Genomic DNA, 18,778 nt, shown 5'->3' on the forward strand with positions numbered 1-18,778 from the left:
GCCGACACGCGGCCGCGCGCACAACCGGCCCAGGAGCGCTCCACGATGACGACCACGCCCCCGGCGGACGCAAGCTCCGCCGCCGCGCCCCAGCTCAGCGCGCAACCGATGCTCGCGCGCCTGCTAGAGCTGATCCGCACCACCACGCGGGTGGAGGAGTTCACGCCCGAGCGCCTGACCCAGGCGATGGGCGTAGAGGTGCGGCGCGCACGCGATCAATCGCAGCGTTACGGCTACGGCGAGGCGCTCAACGCGCACTGGAACCAGAATTTCGAAGTCGATCTGCAACGCACGATCGGCGCGCGCTTCAATTTCAGCTTCGACCCTGCTGCGCCCGACGCTGATCCGCCGATCGCGGAATTGTGCGAACTCGATTACCCGGCCTTCACCGCCCGGCTGGAAGCCATGGGCTTCAAGCGCACGCCCTACCACGGCGAACACGGCCGCTTCATCAGCGACGGGTTCGACCGCCCCGGCATGCGCGTGGCGGTGTATCCGCAAGGCGATGCGTCCGCGTCCGGCCAAAGCACCGGCCGGCGGTGCGTGAAGCGGGTACAGGTGCTTTGAGCGAGCACCGTCGCCGTGACATGCGGCGGTGCGTGGCGAGGTAAGCCTACGTAGTCGTCGCGCGGTCGCCCGGCTCGGTAATCCGTTCGGCGACGCAAGCGGCGGCGTTGGTCGCGCCGAATCCCACCGTCGAAAACACGCAGGCGCCGACGCGCTGACAGCACGGCCGCGAGTGCTCCGCGGCCGCTACCAGGCTAGCCCGCGGCCGCGCGCGAGAACGTCAGCGTCGCCACCACACCGCGGGTCTCGCCCGGCTTCACTCGCACATCCCAGCCGTATAGTTCGCACAAGCGCCGCACGATCGACAGACCGATGCCGCCGCCCTGCGAGTGGCCGGCGTGGGTGCCGCGGTAGCCGCGCTCGAACAGCTTGGCCGCGTCCTCGGCGCTCAGGCCCGGGCCGGAGTCGATCACCTCCACCGAGTGATCGTGCAAGCGCACCACCACCTCGCCCTCGGTCGTGTACTTGACCGCGTTGCCGATCAGATTGCCCAGCGCCACCGCGACCGCGGCTTCCGGCGCGTCCACCACCAGGCCGCGCGCGCCTTCCACGCTCAGCGCCAGCGCCTTGCCGCCGAGTTGGGCGCGATGCGCTTCCAGCAGTTGTTCCGACAGCTTGGCGATGTCGGTCGCGCCGTGCCCGCGCTCGCTGCGCGAGAGCAGCAACAGCGCGCTGATCAGGTCGGTGCACTGTTGCTCGGCGCGCTCGATACGCAACAACCGGTTGCGAGTCTTGTCCTCCAGGTTCGGCCGCGACAGCAGCAGTTCGACCGCGCCCTTGATCACCGCCAGCGGCGTGCGCAGCTCGTGGCTGACGTCGGCGTTGAACTCGCGGTCGCGCTGGACCACGTTGGTCAGGCGCTCGGCGTAATCGTCCAGCGCCTCGGCGAGCTGGCCGACTTCGTCGTCGGGGAAATGCGCGGCCAAGGCCTCGGCCTGCGCGCTGCGGCCCGAGCGCTTGATCCGCAGCGCCAGCTCCGACACCGGGCTCATGACCCGCGACGCCGCCCACCAGCCGACCAGCAGCGAGAACAGGGTGAACACCAGCACCGACAGATACAGCGCGCGATTGAACTTGGCCTCGCTGCGCGCCGACTGGGTCATGTCGTAGGCGAGGAAGAACCAGGCGTTGGGCGTCTTGCGCACGGCCAGCATGTAGTAGTCGAACGGAATGCTGGTGTCGCCCTCGTTGGTGACGAAGACGATGCCATCCTTGAGTTCGTACCACTCCGGCCGCTTGATCCGCACCGACTCGAACTTGTCCGGCGTATAGACGAACGCGCGGACTTGATCGAGCCCGAACTGCGGATTGGCCGGGTCCAGCTCGAACTGCTGCGCGGCCTTCTCGATGTTGCGGTTCATGACGTCTTCGACCAACTGGCTTTCCACCCGCGTGCGGGTCCAGTTGGTGGCGAAGGCGAACATCGCGGTCAGGCCGAAGCCCAGCAGCACGAACGACAAGATGATGCGGCTGCGCAACCGCCGCCGGAAGCGCTTCTTCTTTTTCAGCCGCGTCGCGGCCGGGTCCCCTGATGCCACGCGATCAACCGTTGCCTTCGGGCGCTGCGATGCGATAGCCGATGCCGTGACGGGTCTGGATCAGCGGCGTATCGAAGGGCTTGTCCACCACCGCGCGCAGGCCGTGGATGTGCACGCGCAGGCTGTCGGAGTCGGGCAGTTCCTCGCCCCACACGCGGGTTTCCAGTTCCTGGCGCGTGACCACCGCCGGCGAGGCTTCCATCAGCGCCTGCAGGATCTTCAGCGCGGTCGGGTTGAGCTGCAGCAGCTTGCCCTGGCGGCGTACTTCCAGCGTGTCCAGGTTGTATTCCAGATCGGCGGCGTTGAGCACGCGCGTCTGCACGCCGCGGCCGCGACGCGACAACGCGTTGAGCCGCACTTCGACTTCCTGCAACGCGAACGGCTTGATCAGGTAGTCGTCGGCGCCGGAATCGAAACCGGCGAGCTTGTTGTCCAGGCTGTCGCGCGCGGTCAGCATCAGCACCGGCGTTTGCTTGCGCGCTTCGTTGCGCAGCTTGCGGCAGACTTCCAGGCCGTCCAGACCGGGCAGGTTCAGATCCAGCACGATGGCGTCGAAGTCGTGCACGACCGCCAGATGCAGGCCGGTGATGCCGTCGGCGGCGAAATCCACCGTGTGGCCCCGGTCCTCGAGAAAATCGCCGAGGTTGGCGGCGATGTCCTGGTTGTCTTCGATCACGAGTATGCGCATGTGGCTCGTCCCAGTAGGTTGGCGTTCGACCGCGATCGAGCGCCCGGGTTCCATTGGTGCCGTTGCGCGAATGCGCAGCGGCGGCAAGCAGAGGATTCTGCCAGAGCGTTTGTAAAATGAACGGGAAGTGGAAGCGTGAGACAGGGATCGGCCAAAGCGCGCCGCGGCGAATGGGCCGGAAGTCACGGCCCGCTCGCGCCGGTGGGGCGCGCCTCAGCCAGGTCCGGCGCCGGCGGCCTCGCCGGAGCCTGAAAAGCGGGCAAAACAAAGGCCCAGACGCGGGGCCACCGCGCCTGGGCCAAAAGGGTATTGCCCCGATTACCGTAACCTGCGTACGACCAGATCCCTATCCGTAACGTTCTGACGAGGAGCGTGACTTGGAAGATCGGCAGAGCTTCGGTACGGGTAACGCTACGCGGATTTCGATTAAACCGTCGTTAAAAATGATGTTAAATAAAAGTTAATAGCAACTTGAAATTGCGATCGGGCCGGCCCAGCCCTTCCGCGCCGGGAACCTGCCGTTCGGCGGGTCGCCGGCAGATGACCTGCCCGGCTTGCCATTTGCCGGAAATCGGGCAAGTCCGGCCCCGGGCCGGGGCCCCGTTCAGCGTCTCGCGGCCGTGCGACGCGCCGGTTTGGCCTTCAAACGGCCGGCCACGTACTGGATGATTTCCCCGGCCACGTCCACCCCGCTGGCCTCCTCGATGCCCTCCAGGCCGGGCGAGGCGTTCACTTCCAGGACCAGGGGGCCGCGGGCCGAGCGGATCAGGTCCACGCCGGCCACGCCCAGGCCCAGGACCTGGGCGGCGCGGATCGCGACCTCCTGCTCGGCGGCGCTGGCGCGCACGCCCTTGGCGGTGCCGCCGCGGTGCAGGTTGGAGCGGAAGTCGCCCTTGGGCGCCTGCCGCTTCATCGCCGCGACCACATTGCCGCCGACCACGAAGCAGCGCAGGTCCGCGCCCTTGGCCTCGGCGACGAACTCCTGCACGAGGAAATTCGCGTACAGCCCGCGCAGGGCTTCGATCACGCCCTTGGACGCGGACAGCTTCTCGGTGAGCATCACCCCGGCGCCCTGGGTGCCTTCGTTGAGCTTGATCACGTGCGGCGGCGGGCCGAGCATCGACAGCAGGTCGGCGGTGTCGTCGGGGTTGTCGCCGAACACCGTCGCCGGCAGGCCGATGCGTTCGGCCGCCAGCAGCTGATGGCTGCGCAGCTTGTCGCGCGCGCGCAGGATCGCGTCGGAGGTGTTCGGCGTGTAGGTCTCCATCAGCTCGAACTGACGCAGCACGGCCGAGCCGTAACGCGTCACCGAGGCGCCGATGCGCGGAATCACCGCGTGATAACCGGCGATCTCGCGGCCCTTGTAGTGCATCTGGAAACCGTCGGAGGCGATGCGCATGTAGCAGCGCAGCGGATCGAGCACGCGCACGCTGTGGCCGTGTTCGCGGGCGGCCTCCACCAGCCGGCGCGTCGAGTAGAGCTTGGTGTTGCGCGACAGGATCGCGAGCTTCATAGGAAAGGTCGGCTGGAAGTGAGGAAGATGGCGTCGCGCGATCGCGGTCGCGCGCCGGCTCAGCTGCGGGGTGCCCGGCGCCGCGCGCGTCCATGCAGGAACGAGCGTGCCGGATCGATCGTGAACACCTGCGCCACCGCGGTGCGGCCCAGCAACATCGGGAAACGCATGCCGCGACGATCCGACAGGTTTATTTCAATTTCGCGTTCGGCGCCGGCCAGACTCAGCACGGTACGGATGAACACGCGGCGGGTGCGATGGCCGCCGGAGTCGGTGACCTCGCGTTCGTCGAACACCGCGGCGGCGGCTTCGACCTCGCCCGCGCCGACCGCGCCGGGACTGAGGCGGAATCCGACCCAGGGCTCGCCGGCTTCGACATAACGCCAATGCGCGTCCACATGCAACGCCGAGCTGCGCGCGCCGGTGTCGATCTTGGCGCGGATGCCGGCGATGCCCAGCGACGGCAACACCGCCAGCTCGCGCCAACCCAGGACGATCTTGGATGACATCGCACCTCCGATGTGGCGATTGCGGTGGGCGTGGCTTCGACGCGGCTTGGACCGCGCCGCGCGGGCGCGGTTCATTCCAGGCCGTCGCCGTGGCGACAAAAAACGGCGACCTCGCGGCCGCCGTACGTATCGGATCGCAGCGGGCGCGGATCGACCCGGCCGGAGGCTGCGAAGCGATGCGCGACGGTCCGCTGCGGAACCGGGCGCGCAGTCTAACTCGCGGGCGGCGCGAGCGTCGATGCGTCCGCCGGCGCTGTGCGTATCCGGCGCGGAACAATGATTTTTTTACACCGCGAAACCGCGGGCATGCCGCGCGTTAAGGGTTCAGAATCGAGCCACGGTCTGCATGCGCGGCGGCGGCAACAGCACCAGCAGCGTGTCTTCACCGGCAGCGGCCATGCGCGGCAGCGGCGCAAGCAGGTTTTCGCCGAACCAGAACAGGCCTGCGTGCAACGCCAGCACGAAGACCGCGGCGGCGCCGCGTTCGGCGCGATCGCGCGCAAGGAGGTTGGATCGTCATACGGCGCTCGGTTCCGGGCGCGAGGTCGCGCTCCGGGAACGGATTCCTTGCCTCATCCCGCCTGTCCTTACTGAATGTTGGCGCGGCGAGTGTGCGCACAAATCCCGCCCTCTCGCGGCATCGGCCAGGTTAGCGCTTGGCTCGTGTTCAAGCGCGATTGCGCGCGATGGCCGATGACTAACGAAGGCATAACGGAAAGACCCGATCCATCCTCGTTGCAGTGGCATCTGGCAACGAGTCGCGAGCCAACCCGAGCCGCCGAAAAACCGAAGTAACGATCACCGTCGCGCATCGGCTCGAACCCACCGCGACCGCCGAAGCGTTACCGCGCGGCAAGCGCGCCCGTATCACTGCATGAGACGCCCATGGTAAAAATACGAGGTCGGCCCGGGCAGCATCTTCGCTGCCGGGCCATCGCACGGGAATGGCCATGACAGGTCTGAAAAAGAAACCTGCCGATGTCCGCCGTGCCCCAGCCGCGCGCAGGGGGCATCCGCAGGAGCCTCGGCTGATCCAGAACGAACGCGAACTCATCGCCCTGTGCCTGGCGCTGGCTGGGCGCGGCGCGTCGTTGTCGGCCGCCGAGCGCGCCGCCGCCAAGGGCATCGCGCCGATGGCGGACCGCAGCATGGTCGAGCGCGCGCGCAGCCTGATCGGGCAAGGCTCCGATCCGCTGGGCGGGGTCTTCCTGCGCCTGCGCTCGTCCGAAGTCCGCCGTCGCCTGGGCGCGGTCTACACCCCGGCGCCCATCGTCGAGTCGATGCTGAGCTGGTGCGCCGAGCAAGGCGCGCCCGAGCGCGTGATCGATCCGGGCGCGGGCTCGGGCCGCTACCTGAAGGCCGCCGCGCTGCGGTTTCCGCGAGCCCGGCTGATCGGCGTCGAACTCGACCCGGTCGCCGCGCTGATGCTGCGGGCCAACCTCACCGTGCACGGATGCATCGAGCGCGCGACCATCGTGGTGGACGACTTCCGCCAGGCCGCGCTGGAGCGGATCGACGGGCGCACGCTGTTCATCGGCAATCCTCCCTACGTTCGCCATCATGAAATCGGCGAGGCGTGGAAACACTGGTTTGCCGAATCGGCGCATTCCTACGGGCTGCGCGCGAGCAAACTGGCGGGGCTGCACATCCATTTCTTCCTGCGCGTGTTGCAGCTCGCGCAGCCGGACGACGTCGGTGCTTTCATCACCTCGGCCGAATGGCTGGACGTGAACTACGGCGCCACGCTGCGCCGGTTGCTGGCGGATCAACTCGGCGGCGTCGCCGTCCACGTACTGGACGCGCGCGCCATGCCGTTCGAGAACACCGCGACCACCGGCGCCATCACCTGTTTCAAGATCGGCCACCCCTCGCAAGGCTTGCGCGTGCGCGCGGTCGAGTCGATGGAGACGCTCAACGGCCTGAGCAAGGGCGAGGTCGTGCCGTGGGACAGCGTGCGCAAGGCGGCGCGCTGGTCGCCGTTGTTCAAGCCGGCGCGGGTCGTTCCGGAAGGCTATGTCGAACTGGGCGAGCTGTGCCGCGTGCATCGCGGCCAGGTGACCGGCAGCAACGATGTCTGGATCGCGGGCGAGCATGCCCGCCGTCTGCCCGGCAGCGTGCTGATCCCGACCATCACCCGCGCCCGCGATCTGCTGTCCGCCGGCGCGCGACTGGATAACGCGCAGCCGCTGCGTTGCGTGGTGGATCTTCCGGCCGACCTGGACGTGCTCGACGCCGAGGCCAGAAAAGCCGTCAAGCGCTTCCTGACCTGGGCGCGGCAGCAAGGCGCGGACCAGTCCTACATCGCCCGCCATCGCAAGGCCTGGTGGTCGGTCGGCCTGAAACAGCCCGCCCCGATCCTGTCCACCTACATGGCGCGGCGCGCGCCGGCCTTCGTGCGAAACCTGTGCGATGCGCGCCATATCAATATCGCCCACGGGCTTTACCCGCGCCAGGACATGCCGGCGGCGAAACTCGACGCGCTCGCGAGCTGGCTGCGCCACAACGTCATCACCGAAGACGGCCGCACCTATGCCGGCGGCCTGACGAAATTCGAGCCGAAAGAATTGGAGCGAGTGCTGGTTCCGAACCTGGACGCCCTGGGCGCATGACGGCAACGCCGCGGAAGTGGACGGCGTCCGAAATGGCGCAAGACGTCGAGGCCGCGGTCGCGGCCTTCCGATGGGCGCGGCTGGGCGAACCGCTGGCGCTGTGGAAAGCGACGTTTCGCGCAAGCCGGCGCGAAGTGCGCGCGGTCTTCCGCGAACTCGACCTGCGCGCGCCCAGGCGCATCCACTCCCGGCAAATCGCCCGGCTTTACCGCATGCAGCTCGGCGACGCCCTGCGCTACCTCGCCGCGCCGCCGATTTCCGCCGACGACTTGAAGGTGCTCGCCGACTCCACGCTGAGCGGCGCCGCGCTGCGCAGACCCTCGCAGGCGCGCAGCGTTCTGCGGACGATCCAGCAGACGCTCGACCCGTTCCGGTTTCAATGGGTGATTACCGCCCGACGCCCCAGCCCGGCCGAATGGAAAGCCGCGATCGTCGCCACCGCGTCGCTGCTGACTTACCAGCGCGTCGCCACCATCCGCCGCAACGCCGACAAAGACGACCAAGAGCGCGCGGTGAAGGCCTACCTTCGCGACGTACTCGGACTGCGCGAAGAACCGCCGCGAAAGATCGATACCATGCGCGACACGCCTGCGCCCGGATCGTTCTGCGGCGAATCGGAAGTGGACGGCCGCAAGGCCGACATCGTGGTGTCCCTGCACGACGGCCGCCTGCTTCTGATCGAGTGCAAGGTTTCCAACAGCGCCTTGAACAGCGTCAAGCGCCTGAACAACGATGCCGCCGCCAAGGCCGCGCACTGGATCAAAGCCTTCGGCGTATCGCAGGTCGTACCCGCGGCCATGCTGTCGGGCGTGTTCAAGACCCGGCACCTCGCCCATGCGCAGAACCAGCAGAGCCTTGCGCTGTTCTGGGCGCATCGGCTTGATGATCTGGGTGGGTTCGTTAACGCGACCAAGTAGCGCTTGGGATCATTGGCTATTCCGCGGCTGCGCTTGCGAGAGAGCGGCGGCGAAGCTGGCGGCCCATGCCCGCCGGCACCGAACGTCCCGCGCGATGAACAGGTGCGATCCGCATTGGGATCGACGCGCCCCAGGGCGCACCCGCGGCCCGGAAAAGCAAAAGGGACAAGGTGTTCAGCCTTGTCCCTGTCGAAAATTGGAGCGGGTGATGGGAATCGAACCCACGCTAGCAGCTTGGGAAGCTGCAGTTCTACCATTGAACTACACCCGCGTCGCCGAAAGTCTATGCGCCCGGGTACCGGCTTGGCAACGCGGCGTGCGCCGGCGCGTCATGGCGGCAACGCCGGCCGGTCGGTCGGCGACCACGGCGCCGCCATCGATCCGCACGCTGCCCGGCCCGCTGAAGGCTTGCCCGCGCGCACAAGCACGCCTGCGATCGACCGCGCGGCGTCAGCGCCGGCACGAAGGTGCATCGCTAGCCGGGGCGGATTGGATCCGGAGCAGGTTGCGTAGGCTCGACACTTTTGTGGGAGGGCCTTCAGGCCCGATGCTCTTCTTTCAGGTCGCAGTGATCGGAACGAAAAGCATCGGGCCTGAAGGCCCTCCCACAAAAACCTGCAGCACCGGGCCTGAAGGCCTTCCACAAGGCCGTCACATCGGGCCCGAAGTGAAGGTGCCCCACAAAAAAGACGCGGCGATCGCTCGCCGCGTCTTTCGTTTCATCCCAGCGCTAAACCTCGCGGCCGCGGCGAAACGCCATGGCCGCGACGGCTCAGAAGCCGCTGCCGATCTGCGCGAACACCGTGGTGTTGTTGCCCGCGCCCTGGCCGACGGTGACGCTGGCGCCCAGGTTGGCGTCGAGGCCGAACAGCTTGGTGCGCGCGCCCAGCAGCAAGGTGCCGTAGTCCTGGTCGAACTCGCGACCCTTGACCGCGTAGTAGCCCAGGCCCGGCACGGTCTGCAGGCGCGCGTAGGCGTTCTTCGGCGCGTCTTCGAACTCGCGGTCGATGGTCAGGCGCGCATACGGACGGAAGCCTTCGCTGTAGGCGTAGTTGACCTGCCAGCCGATGCTGCCGATCAGCGAATCGAAGCTCTGGTCCGGATAGGCCAGCGAGGTCGACAGCGTCGGTTCGCTTTCGGCGAAGCCGTCCACGTCGATGCGCTGCGACAAAATGCCGATCACCGGGCCGTGACGCAGGGTTTCGCCGAATTCCCAACCGGCGTTCAACGCGGCGGTGACGTTCTTGCCGTCGGCCGAGCCGTGATGCACGCGGGTCACCGCGCCCAGGTTGGCGTTGCGGTCGATGTCGAAGTCCAGCTTGGTGTAGCTCAGCTGGCCGTTGACCCAGGCGTGCTGGCCGTACCAGCCGATGAAGCCGCCGATGCTGGTGTCCTTCTGTTCGAACTCGCCGTTGCGCAGACCGAAGTCCTGCTTCTGCTGGCCGTAGCCGAGGAAGGCGCCGAACACCAGATTGCCGCGGGTCCAGTCCACGCCGCCGGTCAGCGCCGGGCCGGCGCCGTCGTACAGGTCGCCGTGGCCGTAACGCTGGAAGTCGCCGCGCACGTTGCCCCACCAGCGCATGCCCTCGCCGTCGGAACGCTCGCCGACGTGGTTGGCGACCTGGTCGGCGCGCGCGCGGCCAACGGTCGAAGCCGAGTTCGGCAGCACGGCGATGAAGCGCGGGCCTTCCAGCACCGACAAGGCGTAGTCGGCGAGGATGCGGTGCGACTTGCTCGAAGGATGCACGCCGTCGGCGAAGGCATAGGTGTCGGCGCCGCCCGGCACGGTGTTGGTCGGGCTGCAGGTCAGCGACGAACCGGTGATCTGCGGGTTGCAGGCCGTGCCGGTGACGTTGCCGATGCCGTAGGGATTCGGGTTGCTGGTGATTTCGCGCAGCAGGTTGAACGTGTCCAGCGGGATCACGCGCAGGCCGGCCGACGCGATGCCGCCGTACAGCGCGGTGTTGTACGTCGACGCCAGCTGCGTGCCGGCCGCCTGCTGGGCCGGGCCGCCGGCGCGGAACTGCGGGGTCACGCCCAGATCGGGAACCGTCGGCACCAGGATGTATTCGGCGCCGGCGTTGCGCAGCGCGCCGATCACGCCGATCTGCGCGGTGACCGCGTTGGTGATGGTGGACTGCGCCGGCGCGCCGGCGGCGACCGCGAACAGGTCGTTGGCGCCGCCCCACACGGTGTACAGCGCGTTGGGATCGGCACGGCCGCCGTTGGCGGCGAGGTAGTTGGCGGTCTGCGTGGCCAGCGACGGAATCGTGCCGAGCGCGCCGCTGGTGTTGGTGCCGGTGCGGGCGCCGCCGACGGCGTAGTTGGTGCCGCCCTGGTTGTCGCTGGTGGCGTTGGTGCCGTAGTAGTCGGCCAGCCATTCCGACCAGACCAGGCCCGGGTTAGTGGTGAAGCGGCCGATCAGCGCGCCGTTCGGGCCGACCGCCTGGATCAGCGCCGGGCGGAAGTGGCCCGAGTCGGTGAGGCTGTCGCCGATGAAGACGGTCTGCGAATAGGGATCGCCGGCGGCGAAGGCCGGAGCGGCGGCCAGCACGAGAGCGGCGGCCAGCGCGGTACGAACGGGTTTCATCATGAACTTCCCTGATTGAACTAACGGTGGCGGCGGGCCGACGGCTCCGGAACCGGAGCCAGCGACCGCCGAAAAGAGCGCCTTCCATCGACATACGCCGGCGGATGGCCGAATCGAAACACGCGCCCGGCGAGCAAGGCAAGGCGCAGCGCGGCAAAGCGGTGGCGTCGCGCGGGCCTCGCACCGGCTTTCGCGCCGGTTCCGGGGGCGGCCGCGGCGGACCGCGACCACGCGATTATCGCTGTCCCGGGACGGGGCCGCCGGGGCCAGACGTCACAGGTCTCGGGGTGTGGGCGCGGGATGGGCGGCTGTGTCCGGGTCGGCTCGCGAGCGCTGGCCGCATGGCGGCCCGCGAGCGACAATGGCCGCATGAATATCCTGCTCAATGGCGAACCGCGCTCGCTCGCGGCGCCGACCACTGTGATCGACCTGCTGCACGCCGAAGGCCTGCGCGAACGCCGCGTCGCGGTCGAGATCAACGGCGAGATCGTGCCGCGAGGCCGCCACGCGGACACGGCGCTGGCCGAAGGCGACAAGGTGGAGATCGTTCACGCGCTGGGCGGCGGCTAAGGCTTTCGCCGCCGAATGCCCGAAGTCTTTTGTAGGAGGGGCTTCAGCCCCGATGCTTTTGTGTGGGAGAAAGTTTCTGCCCCGAAGTCTTTCTCTCAGAGAGACTTCAGCCCCGAAATCTTTTGTAGGAGGGGCTTCAGCCCCGATGCTTTTGTGTGGGAGAAAGTTTCTGCCCCGAAGTCTTACTCTGAGAGACTTCAGCCCCGAAGTCTTTTGTGGGAGGGAGCTTTAGCCCCGATGCTTTTGTGTGGGAGAAAGCTTCTGCCTCGAAGTCTTTCTCTCAGAGAGACTTCAGCCCCGAAATCTTTTGTAGGAGGGAGCTTTAGCCCCGATGCTTTTCGCTCAGGTCGCGGCGATTTGTACCAAAAGCATCGGGGCTAAAGCTCCCTCCCACAAAAGCTGAAGCTGCGGCTCTGACAAGCAACGCCTCAGCGCCAGTTGAAATAAACCGGATTGCCGACCAACGCCAGACGCCCCTGCGCATCGCGCACATCCACCCGCAACCAATGCCGCGCGCCGTCGCTGCGCCAGCGGAAATCGAAGCTCTGCTCGGCCGATCCGATCGCCGGCTGAGCGATCAGCGCCGCCGCCACGCCATCGACGATCACCTCGACCTTGCCGCCGGCCACGCCACTCACCCGCAACCGCAGCCGCGCCTCCTCGCCGGACTTCAGCGCCAGATCGCCGCCCATCGCCACCTCGCGCGCGCCATGCGCGGCGCTCAGGCTCAAGGCGCGATCCTTGGTCCCGCGCGCATCGACGAACACCTCGCCCGCGCGCAACCCGTCGAGGATCGCCGCCATCGACAACTCGCGCGCCCGCACCACCGTGGTCGGGCGGCCGATGCGGCTGGCGCCGAAGGGTTCTTCGGCCTGGGTCGGCGCATCGTGATTGTCGCTGCCGCCGACACCGGTCAGGCGATGGCCGGCGTTGAGTTCGCGCTGCCAGAACGCGATGCCCGAGCCCGGCGTGTCGGCGTCGCCGCCGTTGACCGCTTCGACCATCTGCACGCGCGACAGGTCGGCGGCCGGCGTCGGCGTCCAACCGCAGCCCATGCAGCGCTCGTCGGAAGGACGGATCGGATGGTTGATCGATACCGGCGCGCCGCGCTGTTGCAGCGTGCTCAGCAGCGAATTCCAGTCCGGCACCGCGGCGCTGCCGACGCGGAAATCCACCGGCGCGTAGGTGCCGAACACGTTGGCGTGGCCCTGAAAAGTGGTGATCTCGATTCCCGGAATCAGCAGCAGACGATCGAAATACGGCTGCAGCTGACGCAAGTCGGCCAGATGCGAGACGGTGTTGTGCTCGGTGACGGCGATGAAGTCGAGGCCGGCGGCGCTGGCCGCCTGCGCGGTCAGGAACAGTGGACACGGCACTTTCACTCCGGCTTGCGAGACGCAGCTGCCGTCGCTGTGGCCGCTGTGCATGTGCAGATCGCCGCGATACCAGCCCGGGCCGGCGCGCAACGGCGGCGGCGCGAGCACGGCGGGAATCGCATCGGGCCGGTCGGCGCGGGTGAAGCGGATGCGCGCGCGATAGCTCGCCTGGGTGTCGGCGCGGATGTTCGGAATGCCCAGCAACACCTTCCACTCGCCCGCCGGCACCGCGCCGGCCGAGTACGAAGGCGTGACATCGGCGGCGCTGACGGTGAACACGCGCTTGTTGCCGCCGCTCCAGCCGCGAAACCCGTCGCGGCCGAGGAACGGCCCGGGGCCGATCAGGCCGAGGTCGATGGTGGTTTTGTCGGCGCGGTCGTAGTCGAACTCCACGGTGATGCGGGCGATGCCTTCGGGCACCTGGAACGGAAGTTCGCGGTAGGTTTTGTTGTCGCGGCCGGTGATGTGGCCTTCAAGCGTCAGGTCGGGCGCGGTGGTGCTTGCCGCGTTGATCGGCGTTGCAGTGGATGTGCGGGTGGTGTTGCCGTTTGCATGCGTCGCGAAGGGCGATGCGAGCGCCGCCAGCGTGGCGCAGGTGCAAATCAGGCGAAGGGCGAGGACTTTGGCGCGCGCGGCGATCCGCTCTTGTTCTCGCTTCGGCTTCGGCTCCCGCCACTGCCTTTGCTTGTCCCGCTTTTGCTCGTCATTCCCGCGAATGCGGGAATCCAGTGCCTTTCGTGCGAGAACGCTTGAAGTCGCTGGACTACCGCATTCGCGGGAATGACGGGCAAAGGCAAAGGCGTCGGACTTCATGTAGTTACCTCGCTAAAGCCCTGGCTCCCCGCCTTCGCGGGGATGACGGTCTGGGGGTGTCGGTAATGCCTTCGACAGCAAGCACCGCTCAATCGTGCTTCTCCGCCGCCTCGATCGCCCGCTGCCCGCACCGGTCCATCGCCCGCAGCGGATTGCACCGCACCACTTCGCTGCGCGGGAACGTCACCCGATAGCGGCTGAAGCGCAGGTCCGGCTTGAGGTAATCGGTGGAGATGTACTGCGCGCCGCTGGCGAACGCCGCTTCGCGCCGGCGCGAATCGTTGTGCCGCGCTTCGACCGTGTCGGCGTCGGCGCGCGTGCGCACCAGGAACCCGGCCTCGACCGCGCGGGCGATGCGCTCGCCCTGCGCGATCGGGTCGTTGAGGGTCAGGTACGCCGCATCGGCCGCGTTCTCGTCGCCGTTGACGAACATCGCCCGGCCTTCCAGCGAACGCCGCGCGCCGCGGTACAGGCCGACCTTGCGCGCGTCTTCGTCGAGCGCGAACACCATCTTGCCGCGGGCCTCACCTAGGCTCGGCCAACCGCCGGCGATCACCGCCTCGCGCAAGGTCTTCGCCTGCCCGCGCACCGTGTCCGGCACGATCAACTCGCCGGCCGCGAACACCGAACGGATCTCGGCGTCGAGCGCGTCGAAGGCCTTGCCGTCGAACGCCAGCGGCGCGGCCGCGCCCGGGCCGCTCTTGCCGTCCTTGGCGTTGATCAGGATCAGGATCGGCGCATGCTCGCGATGGTTCTGCGACCACGCGCGGATCTGCTGCAGGCACTGGACGAAGACCATGCACTGGCTGCGGAAGTCGATGTCGGCCAGATGCATGACCTTGAACCCGGGCTGCGCCATCTGCGCCGCCACCGGCGCCGGCCACGGTCCCGCCTCGCCGTAGCCGCGGCGCGAGGCGCCGGGCGGATGCGCGTAACGGCCGCCCTTCGGGTCGTAGTACACGTCCAGTTCCAGCACCCGCGCGCCGAGTTCGAGTTGCTGATGCAGCGGCTCGTGCGCGTAGTCGAGCGAATCCGCGCCGGCGGCGTCGCGGGCGCGGTGCGCGGCCAGTTCCTCGGCCGGGATCGCCATCTTGTAACTGTTGTGCGTGCCGATCGCCTGCACATCGTTGAGATGCAGATTGCGATCCATCCACGCCGCCGCGCAGTCCGGGCCGGACTGCGCGGCGTCGGGCGCATCGAGCTTGCACGCCGTATCGGCGGTCTGCGCAGCGGCCGCGCCGGCGGCGATCAGGCCGCAGGCCAACACGGTCGTGGACAACACCCTCGGCAAACCCGCACGTTTCATACCCGGACTCCGCAGCAAAGCAGGCAACGATACGCGCTCAGAACCGGTACATCAGCGCGGCGCGGAAGGCGCGGCCGAGCAAGGGCCGGGCGATGAAGGTGTTGCTGCCGGCGTCGGCGCTCTGCAGCTCGCCGGCGCGCGGATTGCCTTCGGTCAGGCCGCGCGAGTTGGTCAGGTTGTCGGCGTACAGGAACAGGGTCAGCCCCGGCACGAACTCGTAGCGCGCGCTGGCGTTGATGACGTGATACGACGGCAGCTTCACCGAGTTGGCGGTGTCCACGAAGCGCTCGCCCTGGTACTCGTAGGCGACCTGCAGGCGCAGGCGGTCGTCGAGCAGATTCAGGCCCGGCACCACGCGGAAACTGTTCTTCGGCACCCGGATCAACTGGTTATCGACGAAATCGCGCAGCACCGGCGCGCCGTTGACCAGCTCGGTGTAGCGCAGGCCCTTGTATTTGGGGTCCTGCACCGTCGCGGTGAGTTGCAGGTCGAACCAGCGCGTCGGCGTCCAATAGCCTTCCAGCTCCAGGCCGGTGGTCTTGGTGTCGGCGAAGCCCTGCTGCACGGTCGACGCGCCGTTGCCCAGGTTGAACACGTAGTTGCTGAAGCCGACGTTGTCGTACTTGGTGTAGAACAGCGTCGCGAACAGGTCGAAGCTTTCGTTGCTGAACTTGTAGCCGACTTCGCCCAGGTCCATGGTCTGGGTGATCGGGCGCGCGTTCGGATCGTTCAGGCAGGCCTGCAGCTTGGCCACGTCGCAATTCGAGAACTTGGTGATGTAGCTCGACAGGCTCGGCAGGCGGAACGCCGGGGTCCAGCGCGCGAACACGCCCTGATGCGGATCGAACTGCCAGTTGGCGCCGACGGTCCAGCCGATCTTGTCGAACTTCTCGTCGTAATCGACGAACACGCCCGAGCCGGTCAGGATCGCCGAGGTCGCCGGCGTGCCCAGATTCACCTGCTTGCGGATCTCGGTCCAACCTTGCGTGTGCACCTGCTCCCAGCGCGCGCCGGCGTCGATGCGCAGCTTGTCGGTCACCTGCCATTCGTCGGAGACGTACACCGCCTGCGTGGTGGAACGGCCGCTGGCGTTTTCCCACTCATAACCGTAGCGATACACACCGTTGTCGGCCAGCGTTTTCAACGGCTGTCCGGCGGCGTTCACCGCGACCAGATTCAACAGGCGCGCGTTGTCGCGCACATCGGTCAGCACGTTGGACGAATAGCGGTCGAAGTCCTGATCGAAACGGGCGAAGTAATAGCCGACGGTGATGTCGTGGCTCTGCCCGCCGAAATCGAAACGGCGCATCAGGCGCGTGTCGCTGATCAGCTCGCTGACCGGCATGGTCACCCCGCGCAGGCCGCCGATGGTCATCAGGCCGTTGCCGTTCTGGTTCGGCCCGAACACCTGATCGGGCGCATCGACGTAACGCAATTGCCCGCCGACCGCGCCGGGCACGGAGGCGATCAACTTCTTCACAGCGGCATCGGCGAAGAACTTGTCGCCGCTTTGCAAGGTCAGCGGGAACACGCCGTTGCGCTGGGTTTTCGTCTTGCTGTAACGCAGCGCCTGGGCGAGTTTGAAGCCGCCGCCGAATTCGTAATCGAACTTGACGCTGTACTGGTCGCGCTTCACTTGCGTACCGAGCGCGTTGTCGAAGTCGTACAGGCCGCCGTCGCCCTGAATCATCGGCACGCGCCGGGTTTCCGGGCCGGCCAGGGTGCCGTGGTTGTCGTCGAAGCCGGGCACGCCGCGGATCTTGCCGTCGGCGTAGGTGCGCATCGGTACGCCCAGGTACAGGGCGACGCGATCGTCCACGCGCTTGTAGTCGAAGCTCAGGTTGCCGTGCTCGAACGCGCGCGACAGATTGATCCGGTACTGGCCGCCGTCGTTGGCTGGATAGCCCGGATTGCGGATGCCGTCGTCGCTGCGATAGAAGCCGCCCAGGCCCAGCTTCCAGCCGCCGCCGATCGGCGTGCCGAAGAACAGGTCGTAGCGGGCCAGGCCGTAATCGCCCCAGGTGATCTTGGCCGCGCCCTCGGCGCTGTCGCCGACCACGCGCGGGATGAAGTTGATCGCGCCGGCCGGCGCGTTGGAATAGAACACCGAGGCCGGGCCGCCGCGCACCACTTCGATGCGTTCGATGGTTTCGTCCAGGCGGAAGGCCTGGTCGCCGTTGAGAAAACCCAGCGCCGGATCGTGCTGCACCGGGATGCCGTCTTCGAGCAGGGTCACCGAACCGAACCCGTCCACCGGGATGCCGCGCGCGCGGATGTTGCCGCTGGCCTCGCCGCCGGTGGCCTCGACCCAGAAGCCGGGCACCGACTTCAGGGCCTCGGTGACCGAGGTCGGCGCCTGCATGCGCAGACGGTCTTCGTCGATGGCGGTGATCGAGTAGCTGGTCTCGGCCTTGCTGCGCTGGCGGGTACCGGAGCGACCGGTTACGACGACTTTGTCGAGATCAACCGCACGGCCTGCTGTCGCGGCTTCAGACGCCATCGCGGACGCTGCGGAGGGGTCGCCAGCGGCGACGGGAGCGGCAGAAGCGTTCTGCCCGGTCTGGGCGGCGGCGGCGGCGGGCGTGGCGTCCTGGGCGTGGGCCTGGGCGGCGGCGAGCAGGCTGGCGGCCAGGGCGATACGGATCGCCTGGCTGAGCGGGCGGTAGGAAGAGGGCATGGCGTCGGCATTCGGAAGGAAAGGGGCGCTGCCGTCGGTTCCGTCCGAAGCCGTGCATGGCGCCCGGCAGCCGATTCGAATCCTGAACGTTGCCGCTTAAAGATTCGTGACAGCGGCCGAAGAATCGCGATCTGGATGCAACGGGCCCTGCTTGCTTCCACGCCCGGGTCGCGGTTCGAACGGCTGCGGCGTCGTGAATCCGCCGGCCGGCGGCCGCCCGCCCGCCCGATCGCCGCCCGCGCCCCGAATCGCCGCGAACGGCACCCGCGCGGCCCGACATGTTCAGTACCGATCGGCCATAATTGCGCGATGACTGATACCGCCTTTTCCGACCCGCTGGTCATCGCCGGCACGACCTATCGCTCCCGCCTGTTGACCGGCACCGGCAAGTTCAAGGACTTGGCCGAAACCCGCCTGGCCACCGAGGCCGCCGGGGCGCAAATCGTCACCGTGGCGATCCGCCGCACCAACATCGGCCAGAACCCGGGCGAGCCCAACCTGCTCGACGTGCTGCCGCCGGACCGCTACACCCTCCTGCCCAACACCGCCGGCTGCTACACCGCCGACGACGCGGTGCGCACCTGCCGCCTGGCGCGCGAGCTGCTCGACGGCCACAAGCTGGTCAAGCTGGAAGTGCTGGGCGACCAGCGCACCCTGTTCCCCGACGTGGTCCAGACCCTGGCCGCGGCCGAAATCCTGGTCAAGGACGGCTTCGACGTGATGGTCTACACCTCCGACGACCCGATCCTGGCCAAGCGCCTGGAAGAAATCGGCTGCGTCGCGGTGATGCCGCTGGCCGCGCCGATCGGCTCGGGCCTGGGCGTGCAGAACAAGTACAACCTGCTGGAAATCATCGAAAACGCCAAGGTGCCGATCCTGGTCGATGCCGGCGTCGGCACCGCCTCGGACGCGGCGATCGCGATGGAGCTGGGCTGCGACGGCGTGCTGATGAACACCGCCATCGCCGGCGCGCACGATCCGATCCTGATGGCGCACGCGATGAAGCTGGCGATCGAAGCCGGCCGCGCCGCGTTCAAGGCCGGGCGCATTCCGCGCAAGCGCTACGCCAGCGCGTCCTCGCCCGTGGACGGGTTGATCGGCTGAC

The 18,778-nt window shown here is 67.8% G+C and carries 14 protein-coding genes and 1 tRNA gene; 5 read left to right on the top strand and 10 right to left on the bottom strand.

Going from position 1 to position 18,778, the window contains the following annotated elements; all coding sequences use genetic code 11:
* The first annotated feature begins 45 nt into the window (after positions 1-45).
* A complete protein-coding gene (locus J7J50_RS19080) occupies positions 46-567 on the top strand; it encodes a hypothetical protein (RefSeq protein WP_215056604.1) in 522 nt (173 codons plus the stop codon).
* A 194-nt stretch (positions 568-761) separates the two neighbouring features.
* Here J7J50_RS19080 and J7J50_RS19085 read toward each other — a convergent pair whose 3' ends face one another.
* From J7J50_RS19085 to J7J50_RS19105, 5 genes are all read right to left on the bottom strand, one after another.
* Positions 762-2,105, bottom strand: coding sequence for a HAMP domain-containing sensor histidine kinase (locus J7J50_RS19085; protein WP_343222547.1), 1,344 nt, complete (start codon positions 2,103-2,105; stop codon positions 762-764).
* Between the two features lie 4 nt (positions 2,106-2,109).
* Positions 2,110-2,793 (bottom strand): response regulator transcription factor, encoded by a 684-nt coding sequence (locus tag J7J50_RS19090; protein ID WP_215056603.1) that lies wholly within the window; start codon positions 2,791-2,793, stop codon positions 2,110-2,112.
* Between the two features lie 604 nt (positions 2,794-3,397).
* Positions 3,398-4,306, bottom strand: a complete 909-nt coding sequence (rimK, locus tag J7J50_RS19095; protein WP_215056602.1) for a 30S ribosomal protein S6--L-glutamate ligase — start codon at positions 4,304-4,306, stop codon at positions 3,398-3,400.
* Positions 4,307-4,365: 59 nt separating this feature from the next.
* Positions 4,366-4,815 carry a RimK/LysX family protein gene (locus J7J50_RS19100; protein WP_215056601.1) on the bottom strand — a complete coding sequence of 150 codons (450 nt, stop codon included), beginning with the start codon at positions 4,813-4,815 and terminating at the stop codon, positions 4,366-4,368.
* A gap of 324 nt (positions 4,816-5,139) precedes the next feature.
* A complete protein-coding gene (locus J7J50_RS19105; RefSeq protein ID WP_215056600.1) occupies positions 5,140-5,277 on the bottom strand; it encodes a hypothetical protein in 138 nt (45 codons plus the stop codon).
* A 488-nt stretch (positions 5,278-5,765) separates the two neighbouring features.
* Here J7J50_RS19105 and J7J50_RS19110 point away from each other — a divergent pair, with 488 nt between their 5' ends.
* Entirely contained in the window at positions 5,766-7,424 is a 1,659-nt protein-coding gene (locus J7J50_RS19110; protein ID WP_215056599.1) for an N-6 DNA methylase, read from the top strand.
* Between the two features lie 32 nt (positions 7,425-7,456).
* The gene (locus J7J50_RS19115; RefSeq protein ID WP_215056598.1) at positions 7,457-8,341 is read left to right on the top strand and encodes a XamI family restriction endonuclease; all 885 of its coding nucleotides are present in this window, start codon (positions 7,457-7,459) and stop codon (positions 8,339-8,341) included.
* A 197-nt stretch (positions 8,342-8,538) separates the two neighbouring features.
* Here J7J50_RS19115 and J7J50_RS19120 read toward each other — a convergent pair.
* Both J7J50_RS19120 and J7J50_RS19125 read right to left on the bottom strand, forming a co-directional pair.
* Positions 8,539-8,612: transfer RNA gene (locus J7J50_RS19120), tRNA-Gly, on the bottom strand.
* Between the two features lie 501 nt (positions 8,613-9,113).
* Entirely contained in the window at positions 9,114-10,934 is a 1,821-nt protein-coding gene (locus J7J50_RS19125) for an autotransporter domain-containing protein (protein ID WP_215056597.1), read from the bottom strand.
* A gap of 366 nt (positions 10,935-11,300) precedes the next feature.
* On the opposite strand from J7J50_RS19125, the gene thiS reads away from it, so the two are divergent.
* Entirely contained in the window at positions 11,301-11,501 is a 201-nt protein-coding gene (thiS, locus tag J7J50_RS19130) for a sulfur carrier protein ThiS (RefSeq protein WP_215056596.1), read from the top strand.
* Positions 11,502-11,929: 428 nt separating this feature from the next.
* Here the strand turns inward: thiS and J7J50_RS19135 are convergent, their stop codons facing one another.
* The 3 genes from J7J50_RS19135 to J7J50_RS19145 form a co-directional block, all read right to left on the bottom strand.
* Positions 11,930-13,297: a CehA/McbA family metallohydrolase gene (locus tag J7J50_RS19135; RefSeq protein ID WP_343222548.1), complete on the bottom strand. Its 1,368-nt coding sequence runs from the start codon at positions 13,295-13,297 to the stop codon at positions 11,930-11,932.
* A 481-nt stretch (positions 13,298-13,778) separates the two neighbouring features.
* Positions 13,779-14,996: a phosphatidylinositol-specific phospholipase C1-like protein gene (locus J7J50_RS19140; protein ID WP_215056594.1), complete on the bottom strand. Its 1,218-nt coding sequence runs from the start codon at positions 14,994-14,996 to the stop codon at positions 13,779-13,781.
* A 37-nt stretch (positions 14,997-15,033) separates the two neighbouring features.
* Entirely contained in the window at positions 15,034-17,673 is a 2,640-nt protein-coding gene (locus tag J7J50_RS19145) for a TonB-dependent receptor (protein WP_215056593.1), read from the bottom strand.
* Positions 17,674-17,982: 309 nt separating this feature from the next.
* Between J7J50_RS19145 and J7J50_RS19150 the strand changes: the two genes are divergently transcribed.
* Positions 17,983-18,777, top strand: a complete 795-nt coding sequence (locus tag J7J50_RS19150; protein WP_215056592.1) for a thiazole synthase — start codon at positions 17,983-17,985, stop codon at positions 18,775-18,777.
* Position 18,778: the final 1 nt, after the last annotated feature.

The sequence above is a fragment of the Lysobacter sp. ISL-50 genome (assembly GCF_018612875.1).
Lineage (GTDB): Bacteria > Pseudomonadota > Gammaproteobacteria > Xanthomonadales > Xanthomonadaceae > Lysobacter.